Source organism: Lysinibacillus sp. NPDC093216, assembly GCF_050280325.1.
Classification (GTDB): Bacteria; Bacillota; Bacilli; order Bacillales_A; family Planococcaceae; genus Lysinibacillus.
The window spans coordinates 146,014-171,281 of record NZ_JBNNVB010000007.1 but is presented as its reverse complement, the minus strand read 5'-3'; the positions used below and the strand labels follow the sequence as shown (position 1 = coordinate 171,281).

Here is a 25,268-nt window from a genome sequence, read left to right as displayed (position 1 = left end):
TGTGTAAAGTCAAGTTGAACAATATTCCCCCTTTTTCAACCTATAAATCTCGAGATAAACGAACCATATCCCTGCACTGAATACCGTTCTCAAAAATTTCTTCTGGGTAATGCTTAACAAAAAAGTCCATATCAACACCAATTATTCTAAAACCGCATTTTTGATAAAGAGCCAATTGCCCTATGCTTGAATTTCCAGTTCCAATTTCTATTGTTTTGTATCCTTTTGTCTTAACTACCTTAATTGCATCCATTACCAACTGTTTCCCTATACCTCTACCGTGTTGCTCCTCTACGACTGCAACATTCACCAGCTCCACTGTTTCTGGTCTTGTTGGAAGTAATACATAAACTCCAATAATTTGCTGTTCGATTTCAGCTACAAAACATTCGCCTCTATTGACATATTCCTCAATAATCTCTCGTGAAGGGTCAGCCAATAGCAACAATTCCATTGGAAGTTTTTCATCTTTATTAAGTTTCCTAATATCCATTTTAATCTCCTTTTTTAACCTCTGACTTCTTTGATAATATATCATTGTTTCTTTAACTAATCTGTCCGTTAGTGAAAAAGCGATTGCTCTAATTGAACAATCGCCCCCGTTAGCCATCCATGAAGCACAAAAATCAGCACTTCACCACAGAAAATGAAAGATGATTAAGTTCTTTCATGGGAGTTGAATATGAACAGCCACGCTATTTCCAAAATCGCGCCCAATTTTGGAAAATGATTTATTGTGGTCTCACCAAAAAATTCACGACCACCGAGAAAATACCTCGATTTCATAGTGTTCTAAATCATCTTTAGACAATTTGGCTTTTAAATACTTTTCAACTTCAGGTATATCATTTTTATCATATACATCTATCGATATAACCGGATCAGTAACACCAATTTGAGTGCTTTGTACTTCATATTTATCCCACAATGAGTCTATAACTTGCTCTGTATTATATGGCTTTTGTTGCGCGTACCAAAATACCACAGACATTACAATAACACTCGTTATAATTAGTGCTCCGAATTTTCTTTTAACACCCATTTTTCTCCTCCATCATTTGTTTATCACAATCTTGCGCCGTAAATAACTTTTCATTTCAATATAGATTACAGTGTTTCTAATAAAAATAATTAAAGTTGCTACCTTTCATAAACCTGCTCCGTTAGTTCTATAACTTAATAAAAAGAACATCACTCCTTCTTACCTACTAGTCATTATGACGAATTACATGGAAGAATGTTACAACCCTTATTCAACCAAGCTGCACGTTAGTTAAACATCTCTCCCAAAATCAATTAAAAATTTAAAAACTTTTAAAATCTATTTTTATGTAATTTCTCTCTTATTACCATCATCGAATTACGAATATCATTAATTTCACTATCAGTTAGTCCATTAAACAATTGAATTATTTGGTCATCTGACTGAATATTAATTTGACCCAGCAGTTCCTCTCCTTTTTTTGTCAAAAAGAGAAGGCTTTTTCTACTGTCGATTGTTGAGCTTTTTTTCTCTATTAATTCTTCCTTCTCTAATTTACGTAAAATTCTGCTCATATAGCTTCTATCAATATTAAGTTCTTGCACGAGAATATTGGCAATACACTCAGTTCTCTCGCTTATTTCAAATAGTATTCGTGCTTCAGTCAATGAATAATCTGTATCAAGAATTTGGTTATTAAATAAACCAAGTACCTTTGTATAAAATCGATTGAATTGTCTGATATCATAAATAATCTCTTTATCCATAAATTCTCCTTTAGTTGACTTTGTCCACATTTAACATTAATATAACTATATCCTTACAACGTGGTCTTTGTCCACATTATAGGGATGCCATTTTCAAAAATCTTTCGCAATCTTTATTATTAACCGAATTGAAGGAGATTATATATGATAATTCGAGAAATTAGAAAAGAAGACAATGCAATAGTAAAGGAAATAATACAAGATTCACTAAAATCACTAGAATTAGCAATTCCAGGGACAGCTTATTTTGACCCTCAACTTAACGACCTTCACCAGTATTATAATAATTTAAAACATGCGAACTATTGGGTGGTCGAAATGGAAGGAGAGGTTGTTGGTGGAATTGGTATAGCACCGTTTAACGAACATGATAAAGTTTGTGAATTGCAAAAGCTATACTTAAGTACAAAAACACAAGGTTTAGGATTTGGAAAGATGCTAATGGAAACAGCTTTATCATTTGCATCTAAACATTATGCAAAGTGCTACTTAGAAACAATGCATGAATTAAAAACTGCATGTATATTATATGAAAAGTTTGGATTTACACTTTTACATGAGCCACTATCAGGTTCTGATCATTCTACTATGAATGCGTGGTATTTAAAAGGTTTGAATTAACCAGAAGTCTGGTAGCGTGCCAAAAACAACTCTTTGAAAACTCCCTGCATCACAATTGTGGTAAAATAGGTTAATTATGGTGTGTTATATTATTGGGGGTACTATAATTGATGAAGAAATCCATAATTATTTTAGTAGTGATAGGCGCAATTGGTGTATATTGGTTTTGTCCTAAAGCACACGTTGAAGAACCTATTGTGATGTCCGTTCAACTTGACGAAGTAAGTAAAACATTAGCCGTTTCATACATAGTTGAACAAAATAACGATACGTATTTAATGGAAATTGCACATAATACAAAAGGATTTTACCCTCCACTAAACAGTGGTAATTGGGATCGGGAAACTAATTTTACAGAAGTATTAGCAGTATAAAATGGCTATGAGCTACGAGAAGATGTAGTTGAACTAACAGACGAACTGCTCTCCTACTTTCTTTCATTAGAAGGGCGTACATTACCTGTTGAAATTTCATTTGAAAACTATTATCCAATTGAAACAACACTTGTTCTACTAATGGAAGGTGAGGCAATAGACGTAATAAAGAATGATGATTTGCCTCGCTATACGTATACATCCTCTAAAGATGAAACGATTGATTCAATCGGTCATTATGATAGTGTAGCTACGATATCATTCGAGCAGAATAATTAGGAAGTTGATTTTCCACTCACACTTACACAAGGAAGTTCAGTAGATATTCTTATCCACGAACCATACAAACTTAGTTCGAAGGATAAACTTTTACTTGAAATTACAATGATTGATGGACAATCAGTTACGAATAATATCTTAATGACTAGATCTATTCCAAAAGGATACTTAAAGCAAATTGTAAAGGAAGCGAATGCTAATAATAATTGAGTAGATTATTTATAATCTACCAAAGCCTATTTAAATACATAAGCGTTTTAGTTGAATAAAGTTTTTACTATATACAAAACAAAATCAAATAAACGTTCCTAAATGCTAATTTGAGCACACATAAACCTCAAAATGTTGATAGTACAGCGTTCTGAGGTTGTTTTGTGTGCGATACGTCCATACGTTTTTTTATGCGAAGTGTCTGCTCGGTCTTTCCTGCTTCGCCTTTTCTATCCATCGGTTTACTCAGATTTTCCGTCGCTTCGCCCTGTTCGGCCTATCCTCACCTTGCCATATCTATCCGTCGAGCCTACTTATTAATCAAACAAAAAAAGGAATGCACGCAATTTGTGCATTCCTCCCACTATGTTAGAAAAATAAACTTAATATGAAATAAATAGCTGCCGCCATGACTGCGGAAATTGGCATGGTGATTACCCATGTTGTCACGATTTTTCGTGCCATGCCCCATTTAACACCTCTTACACGGTGTGCTGTTCCTACTCCCATGATAGATGAAGAAATAACATGTGTTGTAGATACTGGTAAATGGATTAATGTCGCACCGAAGATGATGGATGCAGAAGCAAGGTCTGCTGCTACCCCGTTTACTGGACGGATTTTCATAATCTTGCCGCCAACTGTTTTGATGATTTTATAACCACCTACCGAAGTACCAAGACCCATCGCACATGCTGCTGCAAAACGTACCCAGAAAGGAATATCGTCTGTGTGATGCAAGCCTCCCGCAATTAAAGCGAGCGTAATAATCCCCATCGCCTTTTGTGCATCGTTTGTACCGTGTGTAAATGATTGTAAAGCGGCTGTACCAATTTGCATTGTCCGGAAGCCTTTATTCGTTCGATATAAATTCATATCCTTAAATAACACTTTAAATAAAGACATCATTAAGAAACCGGCTGCAAACGCAAGTAATGGTGAGAAAATAAGCGCCTGAAGAATTTTAATAAAGCCACTATAGTTCAAAACATTAAAGCCAGCTGCCGCAATGGCAGCACCAGCCACAGAACCAATCAATGTATGCGATGAACTAGACGGAATTCCAAAGTACCACGTTACTAAATTCCATGTGATCGCTGATAATAATGCCGCTAAAATAACGACAGAACCTGTAGTATCTCCATTAAAAGCATTTAAGCTGAATGGGTCAACAATATCCTTTGTTAATGCTTTTGCTACCCCAACGAATGTAATAGCTCCAATGAAGTTCATAATTGCAGCCATATATATTGCGGTACGTGGCTTTAATGCCCTTGTTGATACCGAAGTTGCGATTGCATTGGCCGTATCATGGAAGCCGTTAATAAAATCGAAAACAAGTGCAAATAAAACGACTAATATTGTTATCAGTAATATCGTATCCATTTCTTACACTCCATCTTACGCGTTACGCATAATTATTGTTTCAATTGTATTTGCTACAGTTTGACAGTAGTCTGCAATATCTTCAAATTGTTCGTAAATACTCTTGAAGACGATGATGCGCATCGGATCTTTTTCTTGAATAAATAATTGCTTCATAGACGAGCGGAAAATTTCATCACATTCACGCTCATAGTCCTTAATTTGAATAGCATGTTTACGCATTTCAACAAGCTTTTTACTATTTAATAGCTCCATTGCTTGGACCATTTCGTCTGTACTTTTCGCAATATATGTTAAGAATTGGCGCATCGGGTCTGTAACTTCTGTTAAATTGTACATGTCAAAATGAGCAATACAGCCTTCCATTCCATCAATAACATCATCTAATTTATTGGCAAGTGATAAAATATCTTCACGCTCGATAGGTGTCATAAATGATTTATTTAGCATAACGATAAGCTCGTGAATCAATTTATCTCCACTTGTTTCATATCGCTTCATTGTGTCTGCGATTTCTTTTAGTGAATCTATATTTTCAATACGTGCGTTATGAGCGTAATAAATACCTTCTTTCACGTTTTTAGAAATGTTTAACAATGCCTTAAAAAATGGATCTTGCTTGTTTGAGTTGAACATCATGTTCCTCCTGTTGAATGAATATTGACGATTTCTGCAATCATCATAACAAAACTTTCACATAGTTCTACAGATTTTTAAAGATAAAATAGTTGAATTTACAAAAATGTAATATAAAATTCGCCACAATTATTTTTAGGTACTTTTCCAAGTTGAAAACATTGGAAACTCGATAACAAAAATTTATCGATTTTTCTTTAAATATTACCGTTTTTTCTTTCATTTTTATAAAAATACTTGAAAAAACAATTTTTTCTTCAATTTTTTCATCGTTTTCAATGTTAAGGAATTGTAAACGATATTTACATTCCTCCATTGTCATTTATTACAATTCGCAGTACTGTTATAAGAAAAGTTTATCTTACAAATAAGGATGTGGGTATCACATATATGGACATCGATTTACTATCACTTGTAATCCTTTTAGTACTTGGCTTTATCGCATCCTTTTTAAATGCGATTGTCGGTGGCGGAGGATTAATTTCGTTACCTGCGCTTTTAGCTGTTGGTTTACCCCCAAGTACAGCAATTGCCACAAACAAACTCGCCAATACAATTAGCAATGGGACTAGCATGTTAACTTTTTTACGAGCTGGCAAGGTTGATGTGAAAAAGAATAAGAAAATAATGCCTTTTATTTTTATTGGTTCATTCATTGGTGCATATACTGTGCATCTCGTATCGCCAGCTATTTTAAAGCCTCTAATGCTTGTTATGCTCGTACTAGTTACAGCTTATACGGTTTTCAAAAAAGATTGGGGTCAGAAACCTGAAGAGCAGACATTAAGTACTGTTAAAAAAATTGCCTTTGTTGGCGCTTTTGCTGCTGTTGGCTTTTACGATGGTTTCTTCGGACCTGGCACTGGTTCTTTTTTTATTTTCCTTTTACTAATGATGGGAAATGATTTCTTGCAGGCCGCGGGTAATGCAAAAGCCTTTAATTTCACGTCGAACTTAGCCGCGCTTGCTATGTTTTTACTATTAGGCAAGGTTAATTTTTTATACGGTTTACCTATGGGCTTCGTCATGATTTTCGGTGCGATAATGGGTTCAAAATTTGCGCTAAAACGTGGGACAAAAATGATGCGTATTATTTTTATCATCATGACTTGTACATTAATTGTCAAAAATGCATGGGATTATTTCAGTATTCATTAAGGTGGATCATTACCATAACGTGTGGTTGATTTCCGTTCCAACTGGGCGCTTTGTTGCTGACGCTTCGCTTTCGCACAGAGCAAAGCTTCCTGGGGGCGTCCGATGAGCCGCTTCGCTTGGCTGCAGGGTCTCATCTGTGACGCTAATCCCCAAGGAGTCGCCCAGTCTCCACTCCAATCAACTAATATACAAGGCATACGTTTTAATGAATGTCATCCACAACTTTTGGTGATGAGCCATTAAGGTCCAGTTTTAAAAAATCACCAAGGAGAAATACTATCGATTTCATCGGCGAAATTTATCAGCCAATTGACAAAATTTATTAGCGTGCTATAATTCTTTTAGGCTTCACCGCGTTGAAGCGAAGAAGTAACTAGTAGGAGGATTAGCATGTTTCGAATAGAAGCTAAGAGTAACCCTCGATTTATTGAGGCAAGCTTTATAATTATATTAATAATTGCCACGATGGCAGTCAGTATTGGGTATTTAAAAGCAACACCCCATATACCTATTTTTCTTGTCATTTCACTTTTAATTGCCTATGGATTACTAAAAAAAGTTCCTTTTCGTGAGCTTGAAACTGGTATGATTGCTGGTGCAAGTGCTGGACTTGGGGCAGTTTTTATTTTCTTCTTTATTGGCATTTTAATTTCGAGTTGGATTATGGGTGGCACGATTCCAACACTTATCTACTACGGCTTTTTAACAGTTACACCAAGCTTTTTCTTTGCAATCGTATTTTTGATTTGTAGTATCGTTGGTGTTTCTGTTGGTAGTTCTTTAACTACTGTAGCAACTGTAGGCGTTGCCTTTATGGGAATTGCCGGTGCAATGGACATCTCTTTAGCGATAACAGCTGGTGCGATTGTTTCAGGAGCTTTCTTTGGCGATAAAATGTCTCCGTTATCGGATACAACCAATCTTGCATCTGGTACGGTTGTCGTCGATCTTTTCGAGCATATTAAAAATATGGGTTGGACAACGATTCCAGCATTCGCAATCTCATTCGTTCTTTATGCAATATTATCGCCAACAGAAGCAAATACTTCATTTGAAACAGTTGAGCAATTTAAAGATGGATTACTGTCAACTGGTCTTATTCATTGGTATACATTATTGCCAATTGTTGTTCTTGTTATTATGACTTTTTATAAAGCGCCTGCACTTATCACACTCGCAGTCGTCTCAATTCTTGGTGTTGGACTTGCCTACATACAAGAACCGATTGCACTCTCAAATGTCTTTAAAATGCTTTTTGAAGGCTATGTATCTACTACGGAGAATAAAGACGTGGATGCATTACTGAGTCGTGGTGGTATGAACAGTATGCTATCTACAATTGCCTTAGTCTTATTAGCATTAACAATGGGTGGTCTATTATTTACGCTCGGCATTATTCAAAGTATTTTAGCGAAGGTAGAGAGCCTCTTTAAAAGTGCTGGCTCTGTCATTACAGGAGCTGCTATTACGGGGATTGGTGTTAACACATTAATTGGTGAGCAGTATTTATCTATCCTACTTACTGGGGAAGCTTTTAAAGCACAATTTGAGAAGGTTGGACTTGCCCCTAAAAATTTATCCCGTGTTATGGAGGACGCAGGTACTGTAGTCAATCCTCTTGTTCCGTGGAGTGTTTGTGGTATTTTCATAGCTAGTGTACTAGATATTCCAACAACAACTTATCTGCCATTTACCTTCTTCTGTCTACTCGGACCAATTTTGACGATTATCTTTGGTTGGAGCGGTAAAACATTAACAAAGCTTGAAAAATAAGATTGGTAGCTGATGAATTCGTCAGCTACCTTTTTTCTATCTCCCTCTATAATTTTGACTTTAAATGGATATTTAACGACTTTATGTGTTTTATCTTACTTTCTTCTGCTATGCTAAAAATAATAACTGGTTTTATTCGAGGGGGTATAGAATTGACACCAGCTGAATCAATTTATTTTAGCGTGATTGCTCTTGCTCTATTAATCATTATTTTACTAATCGCTTTCATTTTTAGAAAACGAAAAAAATGCGTATTAGCTATTATTATTCTACTGATTATCAGTTATATAAGCTATATTGTTTACTATCCTACTTTAAAAATCAAAACTCATGCAGAAAGGTATATTCAATTAGAAGCTTATTTGAACCAAACACATCCTAATCAACAATTTTCGGTAACGCCTGAGCATTTTGAGCCTGGCTATACAGTTGGTCAGTTTAGTGTGCATGCAATGGAAACACCTCAAATTGGCGTCAATCTTAGAGTTGATAAACACGGAAAAGTTACGCAAGTCTCTACATGGACAAAAGAGGAATACCCTACACAAGAGAATCTATGGAAGGTGATTGAATTTAACCTTTTTGAAGAATATACACTCGATAAAAATATACCTCTCATTACAAAAAAAGATTTTTGGTTTAACGGAGATGGATTAACTGTTTTTGCTTTAGAAGTCGATGATTCACCAACCATTGCTGTTTTTACATATAGTACAGCTGGATACAGTTTACAACATTTTGTCGAAGGTAAAGCTGGTGAAATGATTTCTATTGAAACTGAGAATTTTGTCTTCGCTTATATGGATGAAAAGTATACAGGCGAAGCAGCAACAATTACTACAAAGTCTGGGGAACAATATGAATTAAATCCAGATAATCAAAAAATGAAATTAACTGTTATTCATATTGCTAAATAACCTTTCTTTACTTTAACTACAAGATATAAGAACCTCAATTAAAACATAAAATAACAAAAGAGTATGTTTTGAAATAATTTTTCAAAACATACTCTAATTTTTGCCCTGCTGACTATTTAATTATATTGTTACCTTTTGTCTCATCAAGTCTCTTAGTCATTTTTCCCATTGTCCTTTGATGATAAAAAGTCTTCTAATGCTTGTTTGTTCTTATCAAAGTCAATATCCAAAACGTCACCTACATCGACACGTTTGTCTTCATAAGCATCTGCAACAGGAATTCGTAAAGTGTCAATATCTTTAGATTTTCCATTTACAATCCCTTTTGCAATTGTAAGGATCGTTTTATTATCTACATTTGTATCAATGTAGGAATCTGCAACGCCAAGTATTTTTGGCAAATTCATTAAGCTTGAAACACCGATTTGTTCTTTCACCTTACCTAAAACCTCTTGCTGGCGTTCCACTCGCCCAAAATCACTTAAACGATCATGGCGGAATCGTACATAACCTAATAACTCGTTACCATGTAAAACTTGTTCCCCAGGATGTAATGTCATACCAATTCCATGAGACATTTCATAAGGAATATCAACCTCTATCCCATCAGGTGCTAAAAGATCTATAAGTTTAGGGAATCCTTTAAAATCCACGAGAGCGTAGTAATTTACATCAATATCAAAATTTTGCTTAATTGTTTTCCTTACAAGTTCAGGACCTCCTAAAGCAAAAGCAGCATTTATTTTATTCATTCCGTAATCTGGGATGTCGACATACGTATCCCTCATAATCGAAACAAGTTTGACATCATTTGTCGTTTGATCATAGTGTGCAATCATTAAACTATCCGATCTACCATCCTCATCTCTAGCGTCACTGCCTATTAATAGCACATTAATCTGACCAAATTGCACATCCGCACCTTCAAATGGATCAAACGCCTTTTCGTTATCGTTTATATGACTGTCGTCTGCCATAGCCAATCCACTATTGTATTGGTAAACCCCATAAATAATCCCTGCTACGATTACTAATGCGAATGCTAAGAACAAATTCCTTAGCCATTTACGGCTCTTTTTGCTTCTTCTCATAAATCAATCCACCTATCATTTCAATTATGCCACGGTATCATTGCGTCCGGAGGCTTTTACTTCTTTCAGCGGATGTTTGCGCACGCTAAAAGAAGTTAAAATCTAAGTTATTCTATTTAGTAACGCCTTTGTAGTAAGCTGTACAGCTATTGCATCATCTAAATAACCAATAGGAAATAAATAATCCGGTATTACATCTACTGGAATAATAAAATATAATAATGTACTTCCAATTAAAGTTAGTTCAAAAAGTGTTCCTTTCCCCGATGTGAATTTTCCATATAACTCTTTTAATTGGTTTATAAAAGGGCCAATGCTTCCTACACTCTTAATTTTTTCGTCAAAATCCTTAAGAATCGTATTTTTACCTTCTTCTGTTTGCGCATATAATCCATAGCTTTCAAGTTTCTGTTCAACATTGGACACCGAAAATTCATTATCGTAAACATTTGAAGACTTAAGAAGAGCTTGTATTGCATCAACAGACGTATGAATATCATCTGAATCTGACTCTTCTTGTTTCTGTTCAATCGGGTATCCTGCTGCTTCAAAAAGATTGATTAAAGGAACTTCAAGGCAGTCAGCAAATTTTTCTAAATGTTGTGGTGTCGCTTTTCTCTTATCATTTATTATCCGTGAGATCGTAGCTGTATCGATTCCAGTGAGTTCACTAAACTTCCGCATAGATAATGAACGTTCTTTCAATAACTGTCTCAGTAATAAACCTAGAGTATTACTGTTACTCTGTTCAGCCATTTTCGATTCTCCCTTCTTACGGTGACTAACGTGACTTAAAGCAGTCGTCTAATAAATCAATTATACCTCGGCATAATTCCGTGACATCCACCGGAGGCTTTGTAAATAAATGCCACAGGACGTGGCGTTTTTAGAACTGAGTTCCTCTATTTCAGCGGATGTCTTTTGTACCAAAAGCGTAGCGACAAGTACAAATGTTTGAACACCCTCTGAAATATGTTAAATTATCATTCTCAAGAAGTGTATAATTACGTTGACATTTTGTCAACACATAAACCATTTAAGTCCCGACACATAATTGCGTCCACTAAAGAAGTTAAAAGAATGCTGCAAAAGCAATTATTAACAACATTACTCCACTAATAATTGTTCCAAATTGACCTACAGTAAATGTGCCGATCCGAACATCTGCTACTTTACTTCCTAAACTGACACCTAACCAAACAGTAATAAAACTCCCAATTGCAGCAAGTATCGAGATGACAAGCGGCGAAAGACCGAGTAAACCTGCACCTACCCCATTCGTAAGTGCATTTGCCGATAAGGCAATACCGAGAAGTACAGCTTCTCCCCATCCAATTTCCCCAGACTTATTGAAATGAGCTTCCTCGGGATTTCTTAAAATACCTTGAACATTATTGGACTGCATTTCATTGTTACTATCCACTATTGAAGTCTCTTGTTTCCGCGGTTTAGCCAACAGAATTATCCGAATTCCGATGATAAATAATAATAACGCTCCAATGATCACAGGAAGCATACCTGGAAGAATTTTTGACATCCATACACCAAATGAAATGCCTCCCATACTCATAAGAAAACAAATAACCGTGATTAAAATATTTTTATCAAATCTAACATTTATCTTACGAATTCCGTAAGAAAGACCGACACCCAAATTGTCAATGCTGGAAGAAAAAGTAAAAGCCAAAATGATTAACCAATTCACCGTACCACATCCCTTATTTTTTTATATCATATTACTCGTATTGACAAATGGTGCCTATTTATCCGAAAAACGTTGACAAAAAAACAACATTATCTTAGTAACACAATAAAGTATGCGAATTAATAAAAAAATATTGGCTATCAGCATAACGTGAGGTTGATTACATTCCAGCAGGGGCTTTCAATGAACCGATTGAGTCAATGGGTATTTTCGAAGGCGGTATCGCATTATTACAGCGCTTATCCCTTCTATATTCCAATATGGAATCAAAACTGATCATTTTACGCATTTCTGTTCAATTAAACTCTTTGGTAAGCTCAAAGAAAGGAAATGAGGGAAATGACAACAATATGGAATGCCGATTTATATGATCAAAAGCATGACTTTGTTGCAAAATTTGGAGGGAGCTTAATAGATCTGCTTACACCACAAAAAAATGAGGAAATTTTAGATATGGGCTGTGGCACAGGTGATTTAGCCCATGAAATTGCAGCTCTTGGTGCCAATGTTCAAGGGATTGATGCTTCCCATGACATGATTATCGCTGCACAGCAAAAATACCCAAACATTACTTTTCACACAATGGATGCTACCGCACTTCAGATGACAAATCAATTCGATGCAGTCTTTTCAAATGCTGCATTACATTGGATGAAACAGCCGAATGAAGTCATTCAAAATATTTACAATGCACTAAAACAAGGTGGGCGTTTCGTCGCTGAAATGGGTGGACACGGTAATATTGCTTCTATTGTTTGGGCACTGCAAAAAAGTATGGAGGAATTAAAATTTTCTTATATCGAGGATTATTTCCCATGGTATTTTCCAACTTTAGAAGAATATCAGGCGAAGTTGGAAGGCGCTGGATTTACAGTTGAAATGATTACGCTATATGAGCGCCCAACACCCCTTCAAGGCGAGGATGGGTTACGTAATTGGCTAGTGATGTTCAGTAATAATATGCTAAAACATTTATCAGAAACTGAAAAAGAACAGATTTATGAGAAATGTGAAGAATTATTAAAGCCAAAATTTTATCAGGATCATCAATGGGTTGCTGATTATTGCAGATTACGCTTTGTTGCAATAAAAAAATAACAGCCATTTCACAAATGAAATCACAGAAAGCTTCGATGAGTAACGAAGCACGTAAAAACGCTTGGAAATATCCAAGCGTTTTTCTTTATGTTTATTTAATTCCAGACTGCATTTCGTAATTTCTAACGAGCATCCCGTTTGATTTTATCATTCTAAACTTCTCATAATAAGGAACTAAGTCATCATCACAACACAAATCAACCATATAGATATCATCAAGTTCATTTAACATTTGTTTGACTAATTCCTTGCCAATACCTTTATTTTTATACTCTGGCAAAACTTCAAGGAACGGAATGTAAGCAGATAGAACTCCATCACTAATCGCTGTTATAAATCCAACTACTTGATTCGTATAATCATCTAAAGCAATGACCACCTTACTACTGTTTGTTAACAGCTTTAAGTGAGTTTGTGGATTAGGTGGATTCGGCCAATCTACAAAAAAGCCATTCAACATTTCAGAAGAAATTCCATCAAGAGAATTTTTGTATATCATCATATATCAGCTCCTAAATTTTCTTTAAATTTTTAGGTGGATGATATATCTCAAAAATAAAGTAGCAAAATTGCGACCTCCAAACATTTCTGGGATTACTATAAAATATTCGATTCAAATTCTATAAATCCTTCTTCAATGACTTTTACGTTAAATAACTTTGTAACTAATAATATTTCAAACTACATTAATGAAAAATTCGCCTTTTTTAGCTTTAATCTCGAGGTAATAGTTTACGTTCTTCTTTAATCCCTCCAATTTCTTGCTTTTCCCGGGCGAAATGTGAAATTCGTCTACTATAACTTGACCATTTGCATCTTTAATTCTTAGAAGTACTTCACCGTCATTATTTGCATCATTAACGATTTCCTTGTTCCAAAATATACTATCAAACTTAAAATACTCTTTATTGTCGAAATATACTGCATTCCACTCTTCCTTATCATCTGTTACATATACAGTTGTCATATTCTTTGGAAAAAAGAAATTATGCACAGCTCCCACTTCTTGAACAACAAAAGAGCCTATAATTGTAATAATAAAAGTAATCAAAATGGAAATTAAAACTTGAATACGACGCTTTTTATTTATTCTTTTAAATGGTGCTTTTGCGATTATAACTTCTTCTGGCAGAATATCATTTGTTGGCTGCTCCATCACTTCTAGATACAATCGACACTCTTCACAATGATGTAAATGTTCCTCGACAACTTTAGTAGTATCTTCACTACAAATTCCATCAATATATGAGGGTAATAAATCCTTTATAATATTACAATTCATCATGATCACCTCGGACCCTTTCTACTAATTTTAATTTAGCTCGATAATACGTTACCCTTGCCCAGTTCTCACTTTTATCGAATATCTCTCCAATTTCCTTAAAACTAAGATTGACGGAAGTTCTAAGTAAAAATATTTCACGATACGGTTCTTTTAATTGATGAATTTCTCTATGTAAGGAAATAAATGTAGTACGATTGGCAAGCTCTACGTCTGGTAATTCCGAATTAGATGGAACATCCAACCCCACTTCCAACATTTGTTCTACACTACTATGGCTATAACGTTTTTCCTTTTTTAAATGGTTATAGTATGTATGCTTTGCAATTTGGCATAACCAAACAGACATCTTACATTCACCATTGTATCGGTCAATTGACTTTACAGCTTGATAAAAAGTTTCTTGCGTTAGTTCCTCAGCTAAATCCACGTTAGTTGTTAAACAAATAAGAAACCGCTTTACTTCATCTGCATAAGATTTGTATATTTCACTTAAATCCTCCACTTTCCTCCCTCCTCTCTCTACTTTTAACGGTGGATACTTATATATAGATTTTAAAGAAGATTCGTTACAAAAATTTTTATTTTTTTAAATTAAATTTTTAATTTAAAATAAAAAACCCTTCACAATCATGATTTTACTCAAATTGTGAAGGTTATAAAAACATACTATCTATCATGAACGAGGTATTAAAATCACCAAAACACCAATTAAACAAATACCAGCTCCAACGAAATCCAAGTTGTCTGGTTTTTTCCCGTCGATTCCCCATCCCCATAAAATAGATAGGACGATAAAGACACCTCCATAGGCAGCGTAGACCCTTCCAAAGGTTGGGAAGGACTGAAAAGTAGCGACAACTCCATATAAAGCTAACACAATCCCGCCTATAATTCCCCAATAAAATGGTTTACCTTCTCTTAACCAAAGCCAAATTAAATAGCCGCCCCCTATCTCGCCCATTCCTGCGAGGATAAATAATAATGTTGCACTAATCATTTTTTTCACTCTTTCTGTATATGTTTCAGTATCTACTCTATTATACATAAAAGCACGTTACCATTAATAAAATCAAAAAATTCAGCTTACCTCCTGGGCAACCATAAGCAGAAGGTTGTTTTTTAACAGGAGATATGCGAGATATTGTAAGTTGTATATATCGCTATATTTACTAAACTCCCCTTTCTCCTGTTAGAAGGAGAATCGTAATAACTGTCTGTGTTTTATGTATACCAACTTGGTTTTACATTACTAAAATACTGATGATCATCTAGGAAGATACTAATTTTATTTCGCATATTATCCATATCTTCTGGAATTGTTTTTAATGTCCATACAACTGTTGAAAATACACACATGGCTAAATATAGACTATACAAAGTCCAAAATTCATCATTTGGCTCTTCACCATTAAAATAACCTTTTATTTGACCAATGGAAAAAGGAACGCTAATATTTCGTGTGAAAATACCGATTTTCAAAAATTCATGAATCGGATCACCCCAATCATATCTCCCAAAATCAATAATTCCGTTTAATTTCCCTTCCTGTGCAATTAAATTACTTGGATGATAGTCATCATGTTGAAAGATATTAGGGCGATTTTCCATCAACAACATATGATTATCTATAAATTGTAGGATTTTTTCATCTTGATCAATTTTTATTGGGCATGCTAGATATGCCTCTACATATTTTTTATGCTTTAGACTTTTTCGTTCATACCATGATTCTATATGTTTAGGTGCTTGTATCTTATGTAGATTCAAAAGCTCTTGCCCTGCTTCAAAACCTAATTGATATTGCTCTTTTTCTGTTAATACTAACAATTCAGCTTCAACATCATTCCCATCAATATAAGTAGTTACTATATAACCTCGACCTTGAATTTCCCCAATCTCAATCGCTTTAATTGCTTTATTTGTATAAGTCCCAATTGTTTTTAATATTGCAAACTCCTTTTCTCTATCTTCAAATTGATTAATTGGAAAAAATCTTATCATATATTTTTCATTACTATTTTTAAGAGAAATGAAATACTTTTCATCTGAAGAAAACCCCTTATTAATTCTCTTCCACTCTCGATAATCTTTTAGCAAAGGTATCTCTTTCAATAATTGTTCAATCATGTATTCCCTCCTTTAGATAAAATATGGAATGCAACTCCAATTTCGATGTTTAAATGCTCTGTAGCGTATAGGGGCAAAGGCGCTTCTTCCTCTTTAATACAATCCCCAGTATGTAATCGTATCTGCTACCCCTATAATAATCAGAATAACACCCGCTACAATTTGAATCACTCGTCCCATTTTCATGCTTGTACGCATAATGAATCTTTTTGCGTCAAAAAAATGAATAAGCCCCAGCATCACTAGTAGTGGTACAGAAGTTGCTATTCCAAAAATGGCCGGTAAAACTACCCCATACGAAGAGCTTACGACTGTTGGCATTAACCACACGAAAAATAGCACAAACATCGTAGGGCAAAAGGCTATTGAAAAACTAGCCCCCATCAGAAAGGAGCCCAATTTCCCCTCTTTTATAACTGCCGGAATGTACTTAGGAATTTGATTTAGAAATTTCAATTTTAAAATTCCAATTAGCACGAGCCCTGTTATGAACATGATTGGACCAATTGCTTTGCGAAAAACAGGAAAATACTGAGTCATCTCAGTTTCAAAGGACTGACCGAAAAGCCAGGCGAAGAAACCTATTAAACTAAATACAACAACTTTCCCTAGAATAAAAAATACAATTTCTTGCCAATTATTTTTCGTTTGAAATGTCCGATTTCCATAAAAAGTGATTGCACTTATATTCCCCGTTAATTGACAAGGTGCTAAAGCGCCTATTAAACCAAGAAGAATCGCAACAATGAAAGGAGAATGTTCATAGGAGTTCAAAAATACTGTAATAGGGTCACTAATGAATTGGCTTATTTTGGACATTAAACTATACATCTAAAAACACCTTCTATTTTTTATTAAAGTACGATTACAGATTTAGTACCTCAAGTTATTTACTGTTTCTTTGTATATCAGATGACAAACTGTTTAAATTGCCTCAATATCCGCTCGTAAAAAAATATCTTTTCACTACAAGAACATAAAAGAAAAATCCTGTATCAAAAAATTAACACAGGATTTTAATCAAAACACAAATAAGCATTAATCCACCTGAATTTGACCCATCATTCCATTATCCTCATGCTCTAAAATATGACAATGGAACATGTAGATGCCCTTATGTTTAAATTGTACAGCTATTTTTACTGTCTCATCTGGTTTTACGGAGATTGTGTCCTTCCATCCTTGTTCATTTTCAGGTGGCTTTTTCTCATCACGTGAGATTACTTTAAATTGTGCTCCATGAATATGGAATGGATGAATCATGCCGCCCATCATATCCGGCTTATTATAAATTTCCCATACCTCAGTAACACCTTGTTTTTGGGTAAAATCAATTCTTTCCGGATCAAATTTCTTTCCGTTTATCGTGACCATGTCCATCATTCCAAAGAGTTCCACTTTTTTTGTAACAGGTAGATCTACTTCTTTACCTTCTAATGATAAATCATTTAATTTTTTAGGGAGCATACTCGTCTTTCCACTTTGATCAGTAACTACAAATGGTAAAAGGACAGAACCATCCTCATTTATTAAAGCTAGGTCTTTAACGTCCTTCATTTTTGAAAAGTCAACTACGATTTCTGCCCTTTCGGATGGCGTTAGTGTAATCTCTTTTAAAGAAACCGGTTCATTCAAGAGACCACCATCTGTTGCGATTTGAAAAAATGAATCCTCTGTATTCAATTTAAAGGTATAATTTCTCGCATTAGATCCATTTAATAAACGAAGGCGCACTTTCTCTTTGTTTACAGTCAATTTAGGATTGAGCGTTCCATTAATTAATATGTATCTCCAATCGTTCCGTCTGTGTTCATTGTGGCGCTATAATTCAATTGCTTCTTATCATCAAATATTCTATCTTGGAAAATCAAAGGGAAATCGTTCTTTCCATAATCATTTGGCAATCCAAGACTTTTTGAATGATCATCTTCAATATAAACTAAGCCTGCAAGCCCGTTATATACCTGTTCAGCCGTTTTTCCATGTGGATGGGGATGGAACCATAGCGTTGCTGCTTCCTGATTCACTTTAAATTCAAGAGTTTTTTCTTCTCCAGGTTTCAGAATGCTTTGTGGCCCTCCATCTTTTTCCCCTGACACTTTTAGTCCATGCCAATGAAAAGTTGTATTCTCATCAAGTTCATTGATAGTTCTAATCTTTACAGTTTCACCTTTTTCAAGACGAATCATCGGTCCGAGAAACGATCCGTTATACCCATAAGTATTTGTTTGAACACCATCGAATATTTCTGTTTTTCCTTTTTGTGCCCTAACTGTGTATACAACTTCATCCTTTTTATTACTTTTAAGTTCAGCAGGGACTTTTACTTCATTTACTCCTGTCGAATTGTTTAAACTTACGACATTGCTATGACTCTCATGGTCCTTCATCTTGTCATGATCCATGTCTTTCATATCTTTTGAAGAGTGTTCCATACCCTCCATCTTCATAGGGGAATGATCCATGTCCTTCATATCGTTACTTTTCCCTTGGCTACAAGCCCCAAGTATGCCCAAACTTGCAATAATACCTGCTGCTAATGCTATTTTCCTCATGTCAACCATTCCTTTCACCTAAAGTATATAGAACAGTTGTGTAGGAATTATGTAGAAAACGGCATTTGTATACAAAATGTTGTTCCTATATTTTTCTCACTTTTGACGGAAATTGTACCGTTATGTGCTTCCACTAGCTTTTTGGTAATTGTCATACCAATACCGTTGCCAGTATATCGGTTTTCCACTCGGTAATTTCGTTCAAAGATTTTTTTACTTATTTCTTCATCCATACCAATTCCATTATCATGTACAAGTATTATATAATCGTCACTTTCTTTAAATAATTTGATTAATATCATGCCATCTTTTTGAACATGGTACATTGCATTTTTTATAATATTGTGTAGAATTTGATTCAATCTCAAGGCATCTACCTTTGCATTGATTGTTTTGTCTAAATCCAATTCTACTTGTATTTCTTTTTCAAGTAATCCACTTGCCAACATAATAACAGACTTTTCGATTACATTAGCAATCGGTTGCTCTTTCATCATGACCTTAAATGTAGGATTATTAATATCATTTAATGTATCCAATTCTCCAACAAGAAGAGTTAGCCTATCAATTTCCTCAACACATGCTTTCAAACGATCTGGAGTAGCTGTCCAAATCCCATCTTCAAATGCACTCAAGTAGCTTTTAATCGAGGCTAATGGATTACGAATTTCATGCGCAAGATCCTGTGTCATTTCTTTACGACGGAGTTCATAAGCGTTTAACGTTTCATCTAGTTTCATCAGTGATTTACCTAATTGACCAATTTGATCATTAATCGTATAGCTTATCTTTAAGTGACGGTCTCCACGCACTAGTCTTAACGCAAAGTGATTCAGTTCTTGGATAGGCTTCGTTAATGTTTTTGCAATTAACAAACTAGAAATTACTATAAAAATAAGCAAAAGGCCTAATGACCACATTGCTGTTTCCCTTAATGCCATGTCAAAGTGGTGAATTAATTCTTTAGAATCTGTAATATGAAGCATCATCAAATGTTCATGACCTTTATAAAGTAATATCCCTGTGATGAATAAAAGTATGCTTGTAGAAAAGATAGCTATAATTAAGGCAATTTTTATATGAAATTTCATTGATTTATAACCTTTTCATTTATTCTGTATCCCAAACCAAAAACAGTCTGGATGTACTCTTCCTTCATTTTTTTACGAATATTTTTAATATGCTGATCCACAATACGTGGATTTATGTTCAAATCAAAACTATATATTTTTAGAATGATATCATCCCTGCTAAAAACCTTTTTAGGATTTTCAGCCAGTAATAGTAAAATGCTAAATTCATGTGGCGTGAGCTGAATACTTTGATGATTTACAAATACTTTTCTCTCATCTTTATGGAATTCCAACTGTCCTAAAATAATAATTTGTTTTTTATGTGAACTAGGTAACAACCTTTCAGCTCTTATTAATATTTCTTTAGGATGAAATGGTTTAACTACATAGTCATCTGCACCCATTTCAAATCCAATTACCTTATCATCAATAGAGATTTTTGCTGTAAGCATAATCACCGGAATATCGTAATTTGATTTTACATATTGGCAAATATCCTCTCCGTCCATATCCGGCAACATTAAATCTAAAATAATCATATCAAGAGGTATTTGATCGATCATTTGAATTGCGGATTCTCCTGTATGCGCAATATATGTATGATCTCCGTTTTTTTCAAAATAAGATGACAATACCTCAGTAATCTTTTCTTCATCATCTACAAGTAACACTTTCATTTTTCAATTACACCAACTTTGTATAAGAGATTCAAAAATATTATAAACAATAAAAACAGTAAAAGCGCTTCATTCATACTATTACTCAATCTAATTGCCCTTTAATGAAAGAACATCTACTCTCTAGCTCTCATATTAATCACTAATAACGTCTTTGTAAATCAGATGACAGACTGCTAAAAACGCCTCAATATCCGCAGTTACATATTTCGTTAAAAAATAGGTATTCGAAACAATATGGGCGCATTCCTTTAACGAATAGCTATGAAGCAATTGCTGATGAGATTCAGCCTCAATTACACTCTTTGGTAAAAAGGCAATCCCTAATCCTTGCTTAACAAAGTTTTTAATAACCTCTGTTTGATTAATATTCATACTTTTATAGCTTTGGAATTGTTGTAGTACTTGTTGTATGTCCTGCCAATAAGGTGCATATTCATGTGTTAATATAGTTTCTTGCTGTAATAGAGTCTGTGCATCTGTCGCCTTTTTTGATATCGGAGCAATCAAATGAAGTGGTTCTTGGGCGAGAAGGACTGTGTGGATGTCACGTGTCGATGTTAATTTTGATAAACCGATATCTACTTTGCCTGCATATACCGCTTCTCCGATTTCATTGGACTTTAACAGTTCGATCGTTAATTGAATAGCAGGGTTTTGCTGTTGAAATGTATGAATGATTGCAGGCAATGTAGAATTAGCAATTTGTGGTGAAACACCAATCGTTAACTGGGACGTATAACCATTCAAAAAGGATCTAGTATTTTGTAATCCTTCATCAATCGTTGCCATCATTTTCTCAGCGTGTTGAAGGAAGTGAACACCGATATGATTTAATTTCACATTCTTCCCTTGTCGTTCAAAAAGTGTTGTTTGTAGTTCTTTTTCTAGATGTTGAATATGCTTCGATACAGTTGATTGTGTTATAAAACGTTGTTCTGCCGTCTCACGAAAATTCTCTGTTTTCGCAGCAACTATAAAAGTTCGTAACCATTCTGTTTCCATAAACATGCCTCTCTAGTTTTTTTATTCATTATATCGAATTCTATTTACGTCTTGAAACCTTTTCTACAAAACACTTACAGAAATAAAAAAAAGCAGTTGAAGCTACAATCTCTTGTATCTTCAACTGCTTATTACCTCGTCTACTAGTAGCTGACTAGTCGGACGTATGAGGACCTGTTCCCTACTCTTGTAAATCTGTTAAAATCACAACATTTGGATGCTTTGTTAAAACACTTGCTGGCACCTCTTCAGTATATTCAGAAGCAAGTACACGTTGTAATACATCCCGTTTTGCTTCTCCAACTGCGATTAACAAAATGCATTTTGCGTGCATAATGGATTGAATCCCCATCGTTATAGCTTGTGTTGGAACTCCATCGATTGAATCAAAGAAGCGTGCATTTGCTTGGCGGGTTGATTGTTCAAGCGTTATAAGATGTGTCAATGAATCAAATGGCGTTCCAGGTTCATTGAAACCAATATGGCCATTTTGTCCGATACCAAGCAATTGGAAATCTAATGGATTCTGTTGTAATAGCAATTCATAGCGTGCAGCTTCCTCTGTAGGATTATCAGCTAAACCATTCGGTAAATAGGATTCTTTAAATGGTTTATGACGAAATAAATGTGTATCCATATAATATGCATAGCTTTGTTCATGTTTAGCACTTAATCCAACATATTCGTCTAAATTAAAGCTAATACAATCGGAAAAATCAACCTCAGTCTCACAGATTTTAGAATAAAGCGGTTCCATTGTACCACCTGTAGCTAGACCGAACGTTATAGCACCGTCATTTTTTACATTCGTTATAATGTCTACTGCACGAGCGTATAAATCATTTCTAGAAGAATAACGTTCTAATTTCAACTCACTATCCCCTTTACTCAATTTCGTTAAAACACCTATACTTGTAGCTCATCTTACCAGAGTTGCTAGATTCCTGTGGAAAAACATGATACTCAAGCTTTCCCGCACTTTCATCTTGTTTATTACTTCTTAATAGAAATAATATTATTAGAACCAGCTCGTTGGAAACCGGATTTTTCAAGTGTAACTTCTCGTCCAATTAAACTTGTGAATACAATTGGTGTGACGATAGAAGGTACATTTTCTTTAATGTTCTTAAAGTCTACTTTTAATAAAGGATCGCCACTTTGAATTAATTGCCCCTCTGAAACTATCATTACCGTTTAGCTTGGCAGTATCTAAACCAACATGAATTAAATTTCTTCACCTGTATCGGATTTTAAGCCAGTAGCATGCTTCGTTGGAAAAATCATGACTACTCTTCCATCAAACGGTGCATATACCGTACCATCTGTCGGATGAATGCCAAAACCCGGCCCCATTATACCTGATGAAAAGGCTTCGTCAGGATTGGAAACATTGACAACCTACCGATTTTTTGAAGAAAGCTAACATTTTTCGCCTCTCCCTAGGTATAGTTGTCTATACCAATCATTGTACTATCTATTATATTCTTTATCTAGAAAAAAACAACCAATTTTCAGAATTTTTGTTATTTACCCCTCGTATTCAACCTCTTATCTTTATGTATCTGTTTTATTTGGATAAAGTTATATATGGTCATCCAATACATATAACAACTAAAATTGTCTCATCCAGACAAAAAAAGCACCTCCAATTGTTAGTTATATCTCTAACAATTGAGGTGCAGTTCATGAAACAGCTAACGCCTTTTTATGCAGTTACATCGCGTTTCGTAAAGGACATATAGCTGATCACAAGGAAAATTACAGCGTAAATCGCAAGAATTGTGAGTGAGAATGGCATTGTCATATCATCTACTATAAAATTGCCTTTTTCATACTGTGTTAAGTCTGAATGTGTTAGCCAAATATATTTAACGATTTCAAATCTGCTTAGGAACATCACAATCATTCCACCTGTAAAAGATAAGAACATCGTTAAGCCAATCGCTAAAGAGCTTGAACGGAAAACTGAGCCCACTAAGAAAGCGAACAATATTGACATGACAAAGTCTCCGCCAGAAAGTAAATAGTGATAAGCTAAATCATTCCATACTGCTTTTTCAACAACTTGACCGTTGACGATTTCTAGCTCAACACCAGTTGAACCGCCAAATAGTATCAGTCCAACAAGAGCACTTACTACTACATTGACAACAAACAATAAGAGTCCGAATATGAAAGTTGTAAGTAATTTTGAAGTTAATATTTTTGCTCGCGAAACCGGACGTGTTAATAGCATTTTAATCGTACCAGTAGAGAATTCACTAGATACAATACTTGCTGCAGTAATAACTGTAAATAATGTCACTAAAGTCAGCATGCTACCTGTAAATGACATAAAGCTTGCTACACTTAGATTTTCTTGAGACGGCACATCGTTTGCTATTCGATACTCAGAAATAGCAATTTGCTCCTCGAAGCGTTTTTTATCCTCTACCGATAAACCGTCTTCTTTCATCATCTCTTTATTATTATTAATAGCCTTCTGTTCACTTTCCTGCCACGTTATATCCTCTGTCGTTTTTGTTTCATAGTATTTCATCATAATACCAGGACCAATAATAAAGAGGATTAATAGCGCGACCATTACCCAAGTACCTTTTTTATGCCATAATTTCATCCATTCATTTTGAATTAGCTTCAGCAATTTGGCCACCTCCTGTCATTTCTAGGAATTGATCCTCTAACGTTTTTTGATGTGGTTGGACGGCAAATAATTGAATTCCTTCATTAACAAATTGTGAAATGAGTTTCGGTATATCCTCTTTCTTTATTTCCACTACATAACCATTATTTTCTGCAACAAAGTTGTAATCAAGTTTTTGTAGAAGTGCTGCAGCCTGATCATTTGGTGTAGCTTCAATATAATAAAACGAAGAAGTTTCAACGTTGATATCACGAATATCGATAAGTTTGCCATTTTGTATGACAGCTACTCGATCACACATTAACTCAATTTCGGATAATAAATGACTGGAAACAAAAACAGATACTCCATCCTCCGCCGCAATTTTACGCAAATACATACGAAATTCGCGGATACCTGCTGGATCCAGACCATTTGTTGGTTCATCTAAAATTAAAAACTTCGGTCGATGAAGTAGTGCCTGTGCAAGTCCTAAACGCTGACGCATTCCTAACGAATACGTTGACACCTTTTCATGAATGCGCTTTTCAAGACCAACTTGTTTAATGACCTCTTCAATACGCTCTTTTGTAACGTTTTTATGCATACGTGCAAAGTGCAGCAAGTTTTTATAGCCCGTCATAAATTTATACATTTCCGGATTTTCTACAATTACGCCGACCTTACTAATCGCTTCTTCATAATTGTCCTTTAGAGAAAGACCATCAATAATGACATTCCCCTCAGTTGGATGCATAAGCCCTGTCATCATACGAATTGTCGTCGTTTTCCCTGCTCCATTCGGTCCTAAAAATCCAGTAATTTGACCTGGATATAAATCGATATTCAATTGCTGAATCAATTGCTTACCACGAATGGTTTTTGATATATTTTGCAATTGAACAATTGGTTGTGTTGTCATTAAT

At 34.8% G+C, this 25,268-nt stretch carries 28 protein-coding genes and 1 pseudogene; 6 read left to right on the top strand and 23 right to left on the bottom strand.

Features of this window, described 5'->3' with window-relative positions:
• Positions 1 to 40: 40 nt before the first annotated feature.
• The 3 genes from ACQKOG_RS10855 to ACQKOG_RS10845 form a co-directional block, all read right to left on the bottom strand.
• Positions 41 to 493 carry a GNAT family N-acetyltransferase gene (locus ACQKOG_RS10855; RefSeq protein WP_370082340.1) on the bottom strand — a complete coding sequence of 151 codons (453 nt, stop codon included), beginning with the start codon at positions 491 to 493 and terminating at the stop codon, positions 41 to 43.
• A gap of 261 nt (positions 494 to 754) precedes the next feature.
• Complete coding sequence (locus ACQKOG_RS10850) at positions 755 to 1,042, bottom strand: hypothetical protein (RefSeq protein WP_370082338.1); 288 nt, start codon at positions 1,040 to 1,042, stop codon at positions 755 to 757.
• A 272-nt stretch (positions 1,043 to 1,314) separates the two neighbouring features.
• Positions 1,315 to 1,749 (bottom strand): MarR family winged helix-turn-helix transcriptional regulator, encoded by a 435-nt coding sequence (locus tag ACQKOG_RS10845; protein WP_370082336.1) that lies wholly within the window; start codon positions 1,747 to 1,749, stop codon positions 1,315 to 1,317.
• Positions 1,750 to 1,893: 144 nt separating this feature from the next.
• On the opposite strand from ACQKOG_RS10845, the gene ACQKOG_RS10840 reads away from it, so the two are divergent.
• Positions 1,894 to 2,370: a GNAT family N-acetyltransferase gene (locus ACQKOG_RS10840; RefSeq protein WP_370082334.1), complete on the top strand. Its 477-nt coding sequence runs from the start codon at positions 1,894 to 1,896 to the stop codon at positions 2,368 to 2,370.
• Between the two features lie 107 nt (positions 2,371 to 2,477).
• Positions 2,478 to 2,744: a hypothetical protein gene (locus ACQKOG_RS10835; RefSeq protein WP_427446345.1), complete on the top strand. Its 267-nt coding sequence runs from the start codon at positions 2,478 to 2,480 to the stop codon at positions 2,742 to 2,744.
• A gap of 858 nt (positions 2,745 to 3,602) precedes the next feature.
• On the opposite strand, the gene ACQKOG_RS10830 is transcribed toward ACQKOG_RS10835, so the two are convergent.
• Together ACQKOG_RS10830 and ACQKOG_RS10825 are read right to left on the bottom strand one after the other, a co-directional pair.
• Positions 3,603 to 4,619, bottom strand: coding sequence for an inorganic phosphate transporter (locus tag ACQKOG_RS10830; protein ID WP_370082330.1), 1,017 nt, complete (start codon positions 4,617 to 4,619; stop codon positions 3,603 to 3,605).
• 15 nt (positions 4,620 to 4,634) lie between these two features.
• The gene (locus ACQKOG_RS10825; protein ID WP_370082328.1) at positions 4,635 to 5,255 is read right to left on the bottom strand and encodes a DUF47 domain-containing protein; all 621 of its coding nucleotides are present in this window, start codon (positions 5,253 to 5,255) and stop codon (positions 4,635 to 4,637) included.
• A 390-nt stretch (positions 5,256 to 5,645) separates the two neighbouring features.
• Between ACQKOG_RS10825 and ACQKOG_RS10820 the strand changes: the two genes are divergently transcribed.
• The 3 genes from ACQKOG_RS10820 to ACQKOG_RS10810 all read left to right on the top strand — a co-directional run bounded on the left by ACQKOG_RS10820 (position 5,646) and on the right by ACQKOG_RS10810 (position 9,103).
• Entirely contained in the window at positions 5,646 to 6,413 is a 768-nt protein-coding gene (locus tag ACQKOG_RS10820) for a sulfite exporter TauE/SafE family protein (RefSeq protein ID WP_370082326.1), read from the top strand.
• 390 nt (positions 6,414 to 6,803) lie between these two features.
• Positions 6,804 to 8,186 carry a Na+/H+ antiporter NhaC gene (gene nhaC, locus ACQKOG_RS10815; RefSeq protein WP_427446343.1) on the top strand — a complete coding sequence of 461 codons (1,383 nt, stop codon included), beginning with the start codon at positions 6,804 to 6,806 and terminating at the stop codon, positions 8,184 to 8,186.
• 152 nt (positions 8,187 to 8,338) lie between these two features.
• A complete protein-coding gene (locus ACQKOG_RS10810) occupies positions 8,339 to 9,103 on the top strand; it encodes a hypothetical protein (protein WP_427446341.1) in 765 nt (254 codons plus the stop codon).
• Between the two features lie 152 nt (positions 9,104 to 9,255).
• Here ACQKOG_RS10810 and ACQKOG_RS10805 read toward each other — a convergent pair whose 3' ends face one another.
• The 3 genes from ACQKOG_RS10805 to ytaF form a co-directional block, all read right to left on the bottom strand.
• A complete protein-coding gene (locus tag ACQKOG_RS10805) occupies positions 9,256 to 10,194 on the bottom strand; it encodes an LCP family protein (RefSeq protein WP_427446339.1) in 939 nt (312 codons plus the stop codon).
• 102 nt (positions 10,195 to 10,296) lie between these two features.
• Entirely contained in the window at positions 10,297 to 10,950 is a 654-nt protein-coding gene (locus ACQKOG_RS10800; RefSeq protein ID WP_370082318.1) for a DUF1232 domain-containing protein, read from the bottom strand.
• 316 nt (positions 10,951 to 11,266) lie between these two features.
• Complete coding sequence (gene ytaF, locus ACQKOG_RS10795) at positions 11,267 to 11,899, bottom strand: sporulation membrane protein YtaF (protein WP_427446337.1); 633 nt, start codon at positions 11,897 to 11,899, stop codon at positions 11,267 to 11,269.
• Between the two features lie 339 nt (positions 11,900 to 12,238).
• Here ytaF and ACQKOG_RS10790 point away from each other — a divergent pair, with 339 nt between their 5' ends.
• Positions 12,239 to 12,997, top strand: coding sequence for a class I SAM-dependent methyltransferase (locus ACQKOG_RS10790; RefSeq protein ID WP_427446335.1), 759 nt, complete (start codon positions 12,239 to 12,241; stop codon positions 12,995 to 12,997).
• A gap of 91 nt (positions 12,998 to 13,088) precedes the next feature.
• On the opposite strand, the gene ACQKOG_RS10785 is transcribed toward ACQKOG_RS10790, so the two are convergent.
• The 15 genes and pseudogenes from ACQKOG_RS10785 to ACQKOG_RS10715 all read right to left on the bottom strand — a co-directional run bounded on the left by ACQKOG_RS10785 (position 13,089) and on the right by ACQKOG_RS10715 (position 25,264).
• Entirely contained in the window at positions 13,089 to 13,496 is a 408-nt protein-coding gene (locus ACQKOG_RS10785; protein WP_427446399.1) for a GNAT family N-acetyltransferase, read from the bottom strand.
• A 177-nt stretch (positions 13,497 to 13,673) separates the two neighbouring features.
• Complete coding sequence (locus ACQKOG_RS10780) at positions 13,674 to 14,279, bottom strand: zf-HC2 domain-containing protein (protein ID WP_370082312.1); 606 nt, start codon at positions 14,277 to 14,279, stop codon at positions 13,674 to 13,676.
• Positions 14,269 to 14,784 carry an RNA polymerase sigma factor gene (locus tag ACQKOG_RS10775; RefSeq protein ID WP_370082310.1) on the bottom strand — a complete coding sequence of 172 codons (516 nt, stop codon included), beginning with the start codon at positions 14,782 to 14,784 and terminating at the stop codon, positions 14,269 to 14,271. Before ACQKOG_RS10775 ends, ACQKOG_RS10780 begins: the two co-directional genes overlap by 11 nt.
• Positions 14,785 to 14,955: 171 nt before the next feature.
• Positions 14,956 to 15,279 carry a YnfA family protein gene (locus ACQKOG_RS10770; protein WP_427446332.1) on the bottom strand — a complete coding sequence of 108 codons (324 nt, stop codon included), beginning with the start codon at positions 15,277 to 15,279 and terminating at the stop codon, positions 14,956 to 14,958.
• Positions 15,280 to 15,503: 224 nt separating this feature from the next.
• Complete coding sequence (locus ACQKOG_RS10765) at positions 15,504 to 16,409, bottom strand: aminoglycoside phosphotransferase family protein (protein ID WP_370082306.1); 906 nt, start codon at positions 16,407 to 16,409, stop codon at positions 15,504 to 15,506.
• A 93-nt stretch (positions 16,410 to 16,502) separates the two neighbouring features.
• Entirely contained in the window at positions 16,503 to 17,240 is a 738-nt protein-coding gene (locus ACQKOG_RS10760; RefSeq protein WP_370082304.1) for a sulfite exporter TauE/SafE family protein, read from the bottom strand.
• A gap of 207 nt (positions 17,241 to 17,447) precedes the next feature.
• On the bottom strand, positions 17,448 to 18,164 hold the full coding sequence (locus tag ACQKOG_RS10755; protein WP_427446329.1) for a multicopper oxidase family protein: 717 nt from the start codon (positions 18,162 to 18,164) through the stop codon (positions 17,448 to 17,450).
• Positions 18,165 to 18,187: 23 nt separating this feature from the next.
• Positions 18,188 to 18,964: a multicopper oxidase domain-containing protein gene (locus ACQKOG_RS10750; RefSeq protein ID WP_427446327.1), complete on the bottom strand. Its 777-nt coding sequence runs from the start codon at positions 18,962 to 18,964 to the stop codon at positions 18,188 to 18,190.
• Positions 18,965 to 19,011: 47 nt separating this feature from the next.
• Positions 19,012 to 20,055 carry a sensor histidine kinase gene (locus tag ACQKOG_RS10745; protein ID WP_370082300.1) on the bottom strand — a complete coding sequence of 348 codons (1,044 nt, stop codon included), beginning with the start codon at positions 20,053 to 20,055 and terminating at the stop codon, positions 19,012 to 19,014.
• Entirely contained in the window at positions 20,052 to 20,714 is a 663-nt protein-coding gene (locus ACQKOG_RS10740; RefSeq protein ID WP_370082298.1) for a response regulator transcription factor, read from the bottom strand. The genes ACQKOG_RS10745 and ACQKOG_RS10740 overlap by 4 nt, the downstream gene beginning before the upstream one ends.
• A 135-nt stretch (positions 20,715 to 20,849) precedes the next feature.
• Entirely contained in the window at positions 20,850 to 21,719 is an 870-nt protein-coding gene (locus ACQKOG_RS10735) for a LysR family transcriptional regulator (protein WP_402869147.1), read from the bottom strand.
• A gap of 181 nt (positions 21,720 to 21,900) precedes the next feature.
• Positions 21,901 to 22,590, bottom strand: coding sequence for a glucosamine-6-phosphate deaminase (locus tag ACQKOG_RS10730; RefSeq protein WP_427446310.1), 690 nt, complete (start codon positions 22,588 to 22,590; stop codon positions 21,901 to 21,903).
• A 122-nt stretch (positions 22,591 to 22,712) separates the two neighbouring features.
• Positions 22,713 to 23,087 (bottom strand): annotated as a pseudogene (locus ACQKOG_RS10725) (PTS sugar transporter subunit IIA); the annotation flags it as partial.
• 337 nt (positions 23,088 to 23,424) lie between these two features.
• Positions 23,425 to 24,372, bottom strand: a complete 948-nt coding sequence (locus ACQKOG_RS10720) for an ABC transporter permease (RefSeq protein WP_370082292.1) — start codon at positions 24,370 to 24,372, stop codon at positions 23,425 to 23,427.
• Positions 24,341 to 25,264 (bottom strand): ABC transporter ATP-binding protein, encoded by a 924-nt coding sequence (locus ACQKOG_RS10715; protein WP_402869143.1) that lies wholly within the window; start codon positions 25,262 to 25,264, stop codon positions 24,341 to 24,343. The genes ACQKOG_RS10720 and ACQKOG_RS10715 overlap by 32 nt, the downstream gene beginning before the upstream one ends.
• Between the last annotated feature and the right edge of the window lie 4 nt (positions 25,265 to 25,268).

Coding starts and splice junctions, on each gene's coding strand:
- ACQKOG_RS10840 (WP_370082334.1), top strand. CDS start 1,894: ATGATAATTCGAGAAATTAGAAAAGAAGACAATGCAATAGTAAAGGAA.
- ACQKOG_RS10850 (WP_370082338.1), bottom strand. CDS start 1,042: ATGGGTGTTAAAAGAAAATTCGGAGCACTAATTATAACGAGTGTTATT.
- ACQKOG_RS10715 (WP_402869143.1), bottom strand. CDS start 25,264: ATGACAACACAACCAATTGTTCAATTGCAAAATATATCAAAAACCATT.
- ACQKOG_RS10785 (WP_427446399.1), bottom strand. CDS start 13,496: ATGATATACAAAAATTCTCTTGATGGAATTTCTTCTGAAATGTTGAAT.
- ACQKOG_RS10760 (WP_370082304.1), bottom strand. CDS start 17,240: ATGTATAGTTTAATGTCCAAAATAAGCCAATTCATTAGTGACCCTATT.
- ACQKOG_RS10820 (WP_370082326.1), top strand. CDS start 5,646: ATGGACATCGATTTACTATCACTTGTAATCCTTTTAGTACTTGGCTTT.
- ACQKOG_RS10855 (WP_370082340.1), bottom strand. CDS start 493: ATGGATATTAGGAAACTTAATAAAGATGAAAAACTTCCAATGGAATTG.
- ACQKOG_RS10765 (WP_370082306.1), bottom strand. CDS start 16,409: ATGATTGAACAATTATTGAAAGAGATACCTTTGCTAAAAGATTATCGA.
- ACQKOG_RS10800 (WP_370082318.1), bottom strand. CDS start 10,950: ATGGCTGAACAGAGTAACAGTAATACTCTAGGTTTATTACTGAGACAG.
- ACQKOG_RS10790 (WP_427446335.1), top strand. CDS start 12,239: ATGACAACAATATGGAATGCCGATTTATATGATCAAAAGCATGACTTT.
- ACQKOG_RS10735 (WP_402869147.1), bottom strand. CDS start 21,719: ATGGAAACAGAATGGTTACGAACTTTTATAGTTGCTGCGAAAACAGAG.
- ACQKOG_RS10770 (WP_427446332.1), bottom strand. CDS start 15,279: ATGATTAGTGCAACATTATTATTTATCCTCGCAGGAATGGGCGAGATA.
- ACQKOG_RS10745 (WP_370082300.1), bottom strand. CDS start 20,055: ATGAAATTTCATATAAAAATTGCCTTAATTATAGCTATCTTTTCTACA.
- ACQKOG_RS10780 (WP_370082312.1), bottom strand. CDS start 14,279: ATGAATTGTAATATTATAAAGGATTTATTACCCTCATATATTGATGGA.
- ACQKOG_RS10750 (WP_427446327.1), bottom strand. CDS start 18,964: ATGAGGAAAATAGCATTAGCAGCAGGTATTATTGCAAGTTTGGGCATA.
- ACQKOG_RS10825 (WP_370082328.1), bottom strand. CDS start 5,255: ATGTTCAACTCAAACAAGCAAGATCCATTTTTTAAGGCATTGTTAAAC.
- ACQKOG_RS10830 (WP_370082330.1), bottom strand. CDS start 4,619: ATGGATACGATATTACTGATAACAATATTAGTCGTTTTATTTGCACTT.
- nhaC (WP_427446343.1), top strand. CDS start 6,804: ATGTTTCGAATAGAAGCTAAGAGTAACCCTCGATTTATTGAGGCAAGC.
- ACQKOG_RS10740 (WP_370082298.1), bottom strand. CDS start 20,714: ATGAAAGTGTTACTTGTAGATGATGAAGAAAAGATTACTGAGGTATTG.
- ACQKOG_RS10805 (WP_427446339.1), bottom strand. CDS start 10,194: ATGAGAAGAAGCAAAAAGAGCCGTAAATGGCTAAGGAATTTGTTCTTA.
- ACQKOG_RS10845 (WP_370082336.1), bottom strand. CDS start 1,749: ATGGATAAAGAGATTATTTATGATATCAGACAATTCAATCGATTTTAT.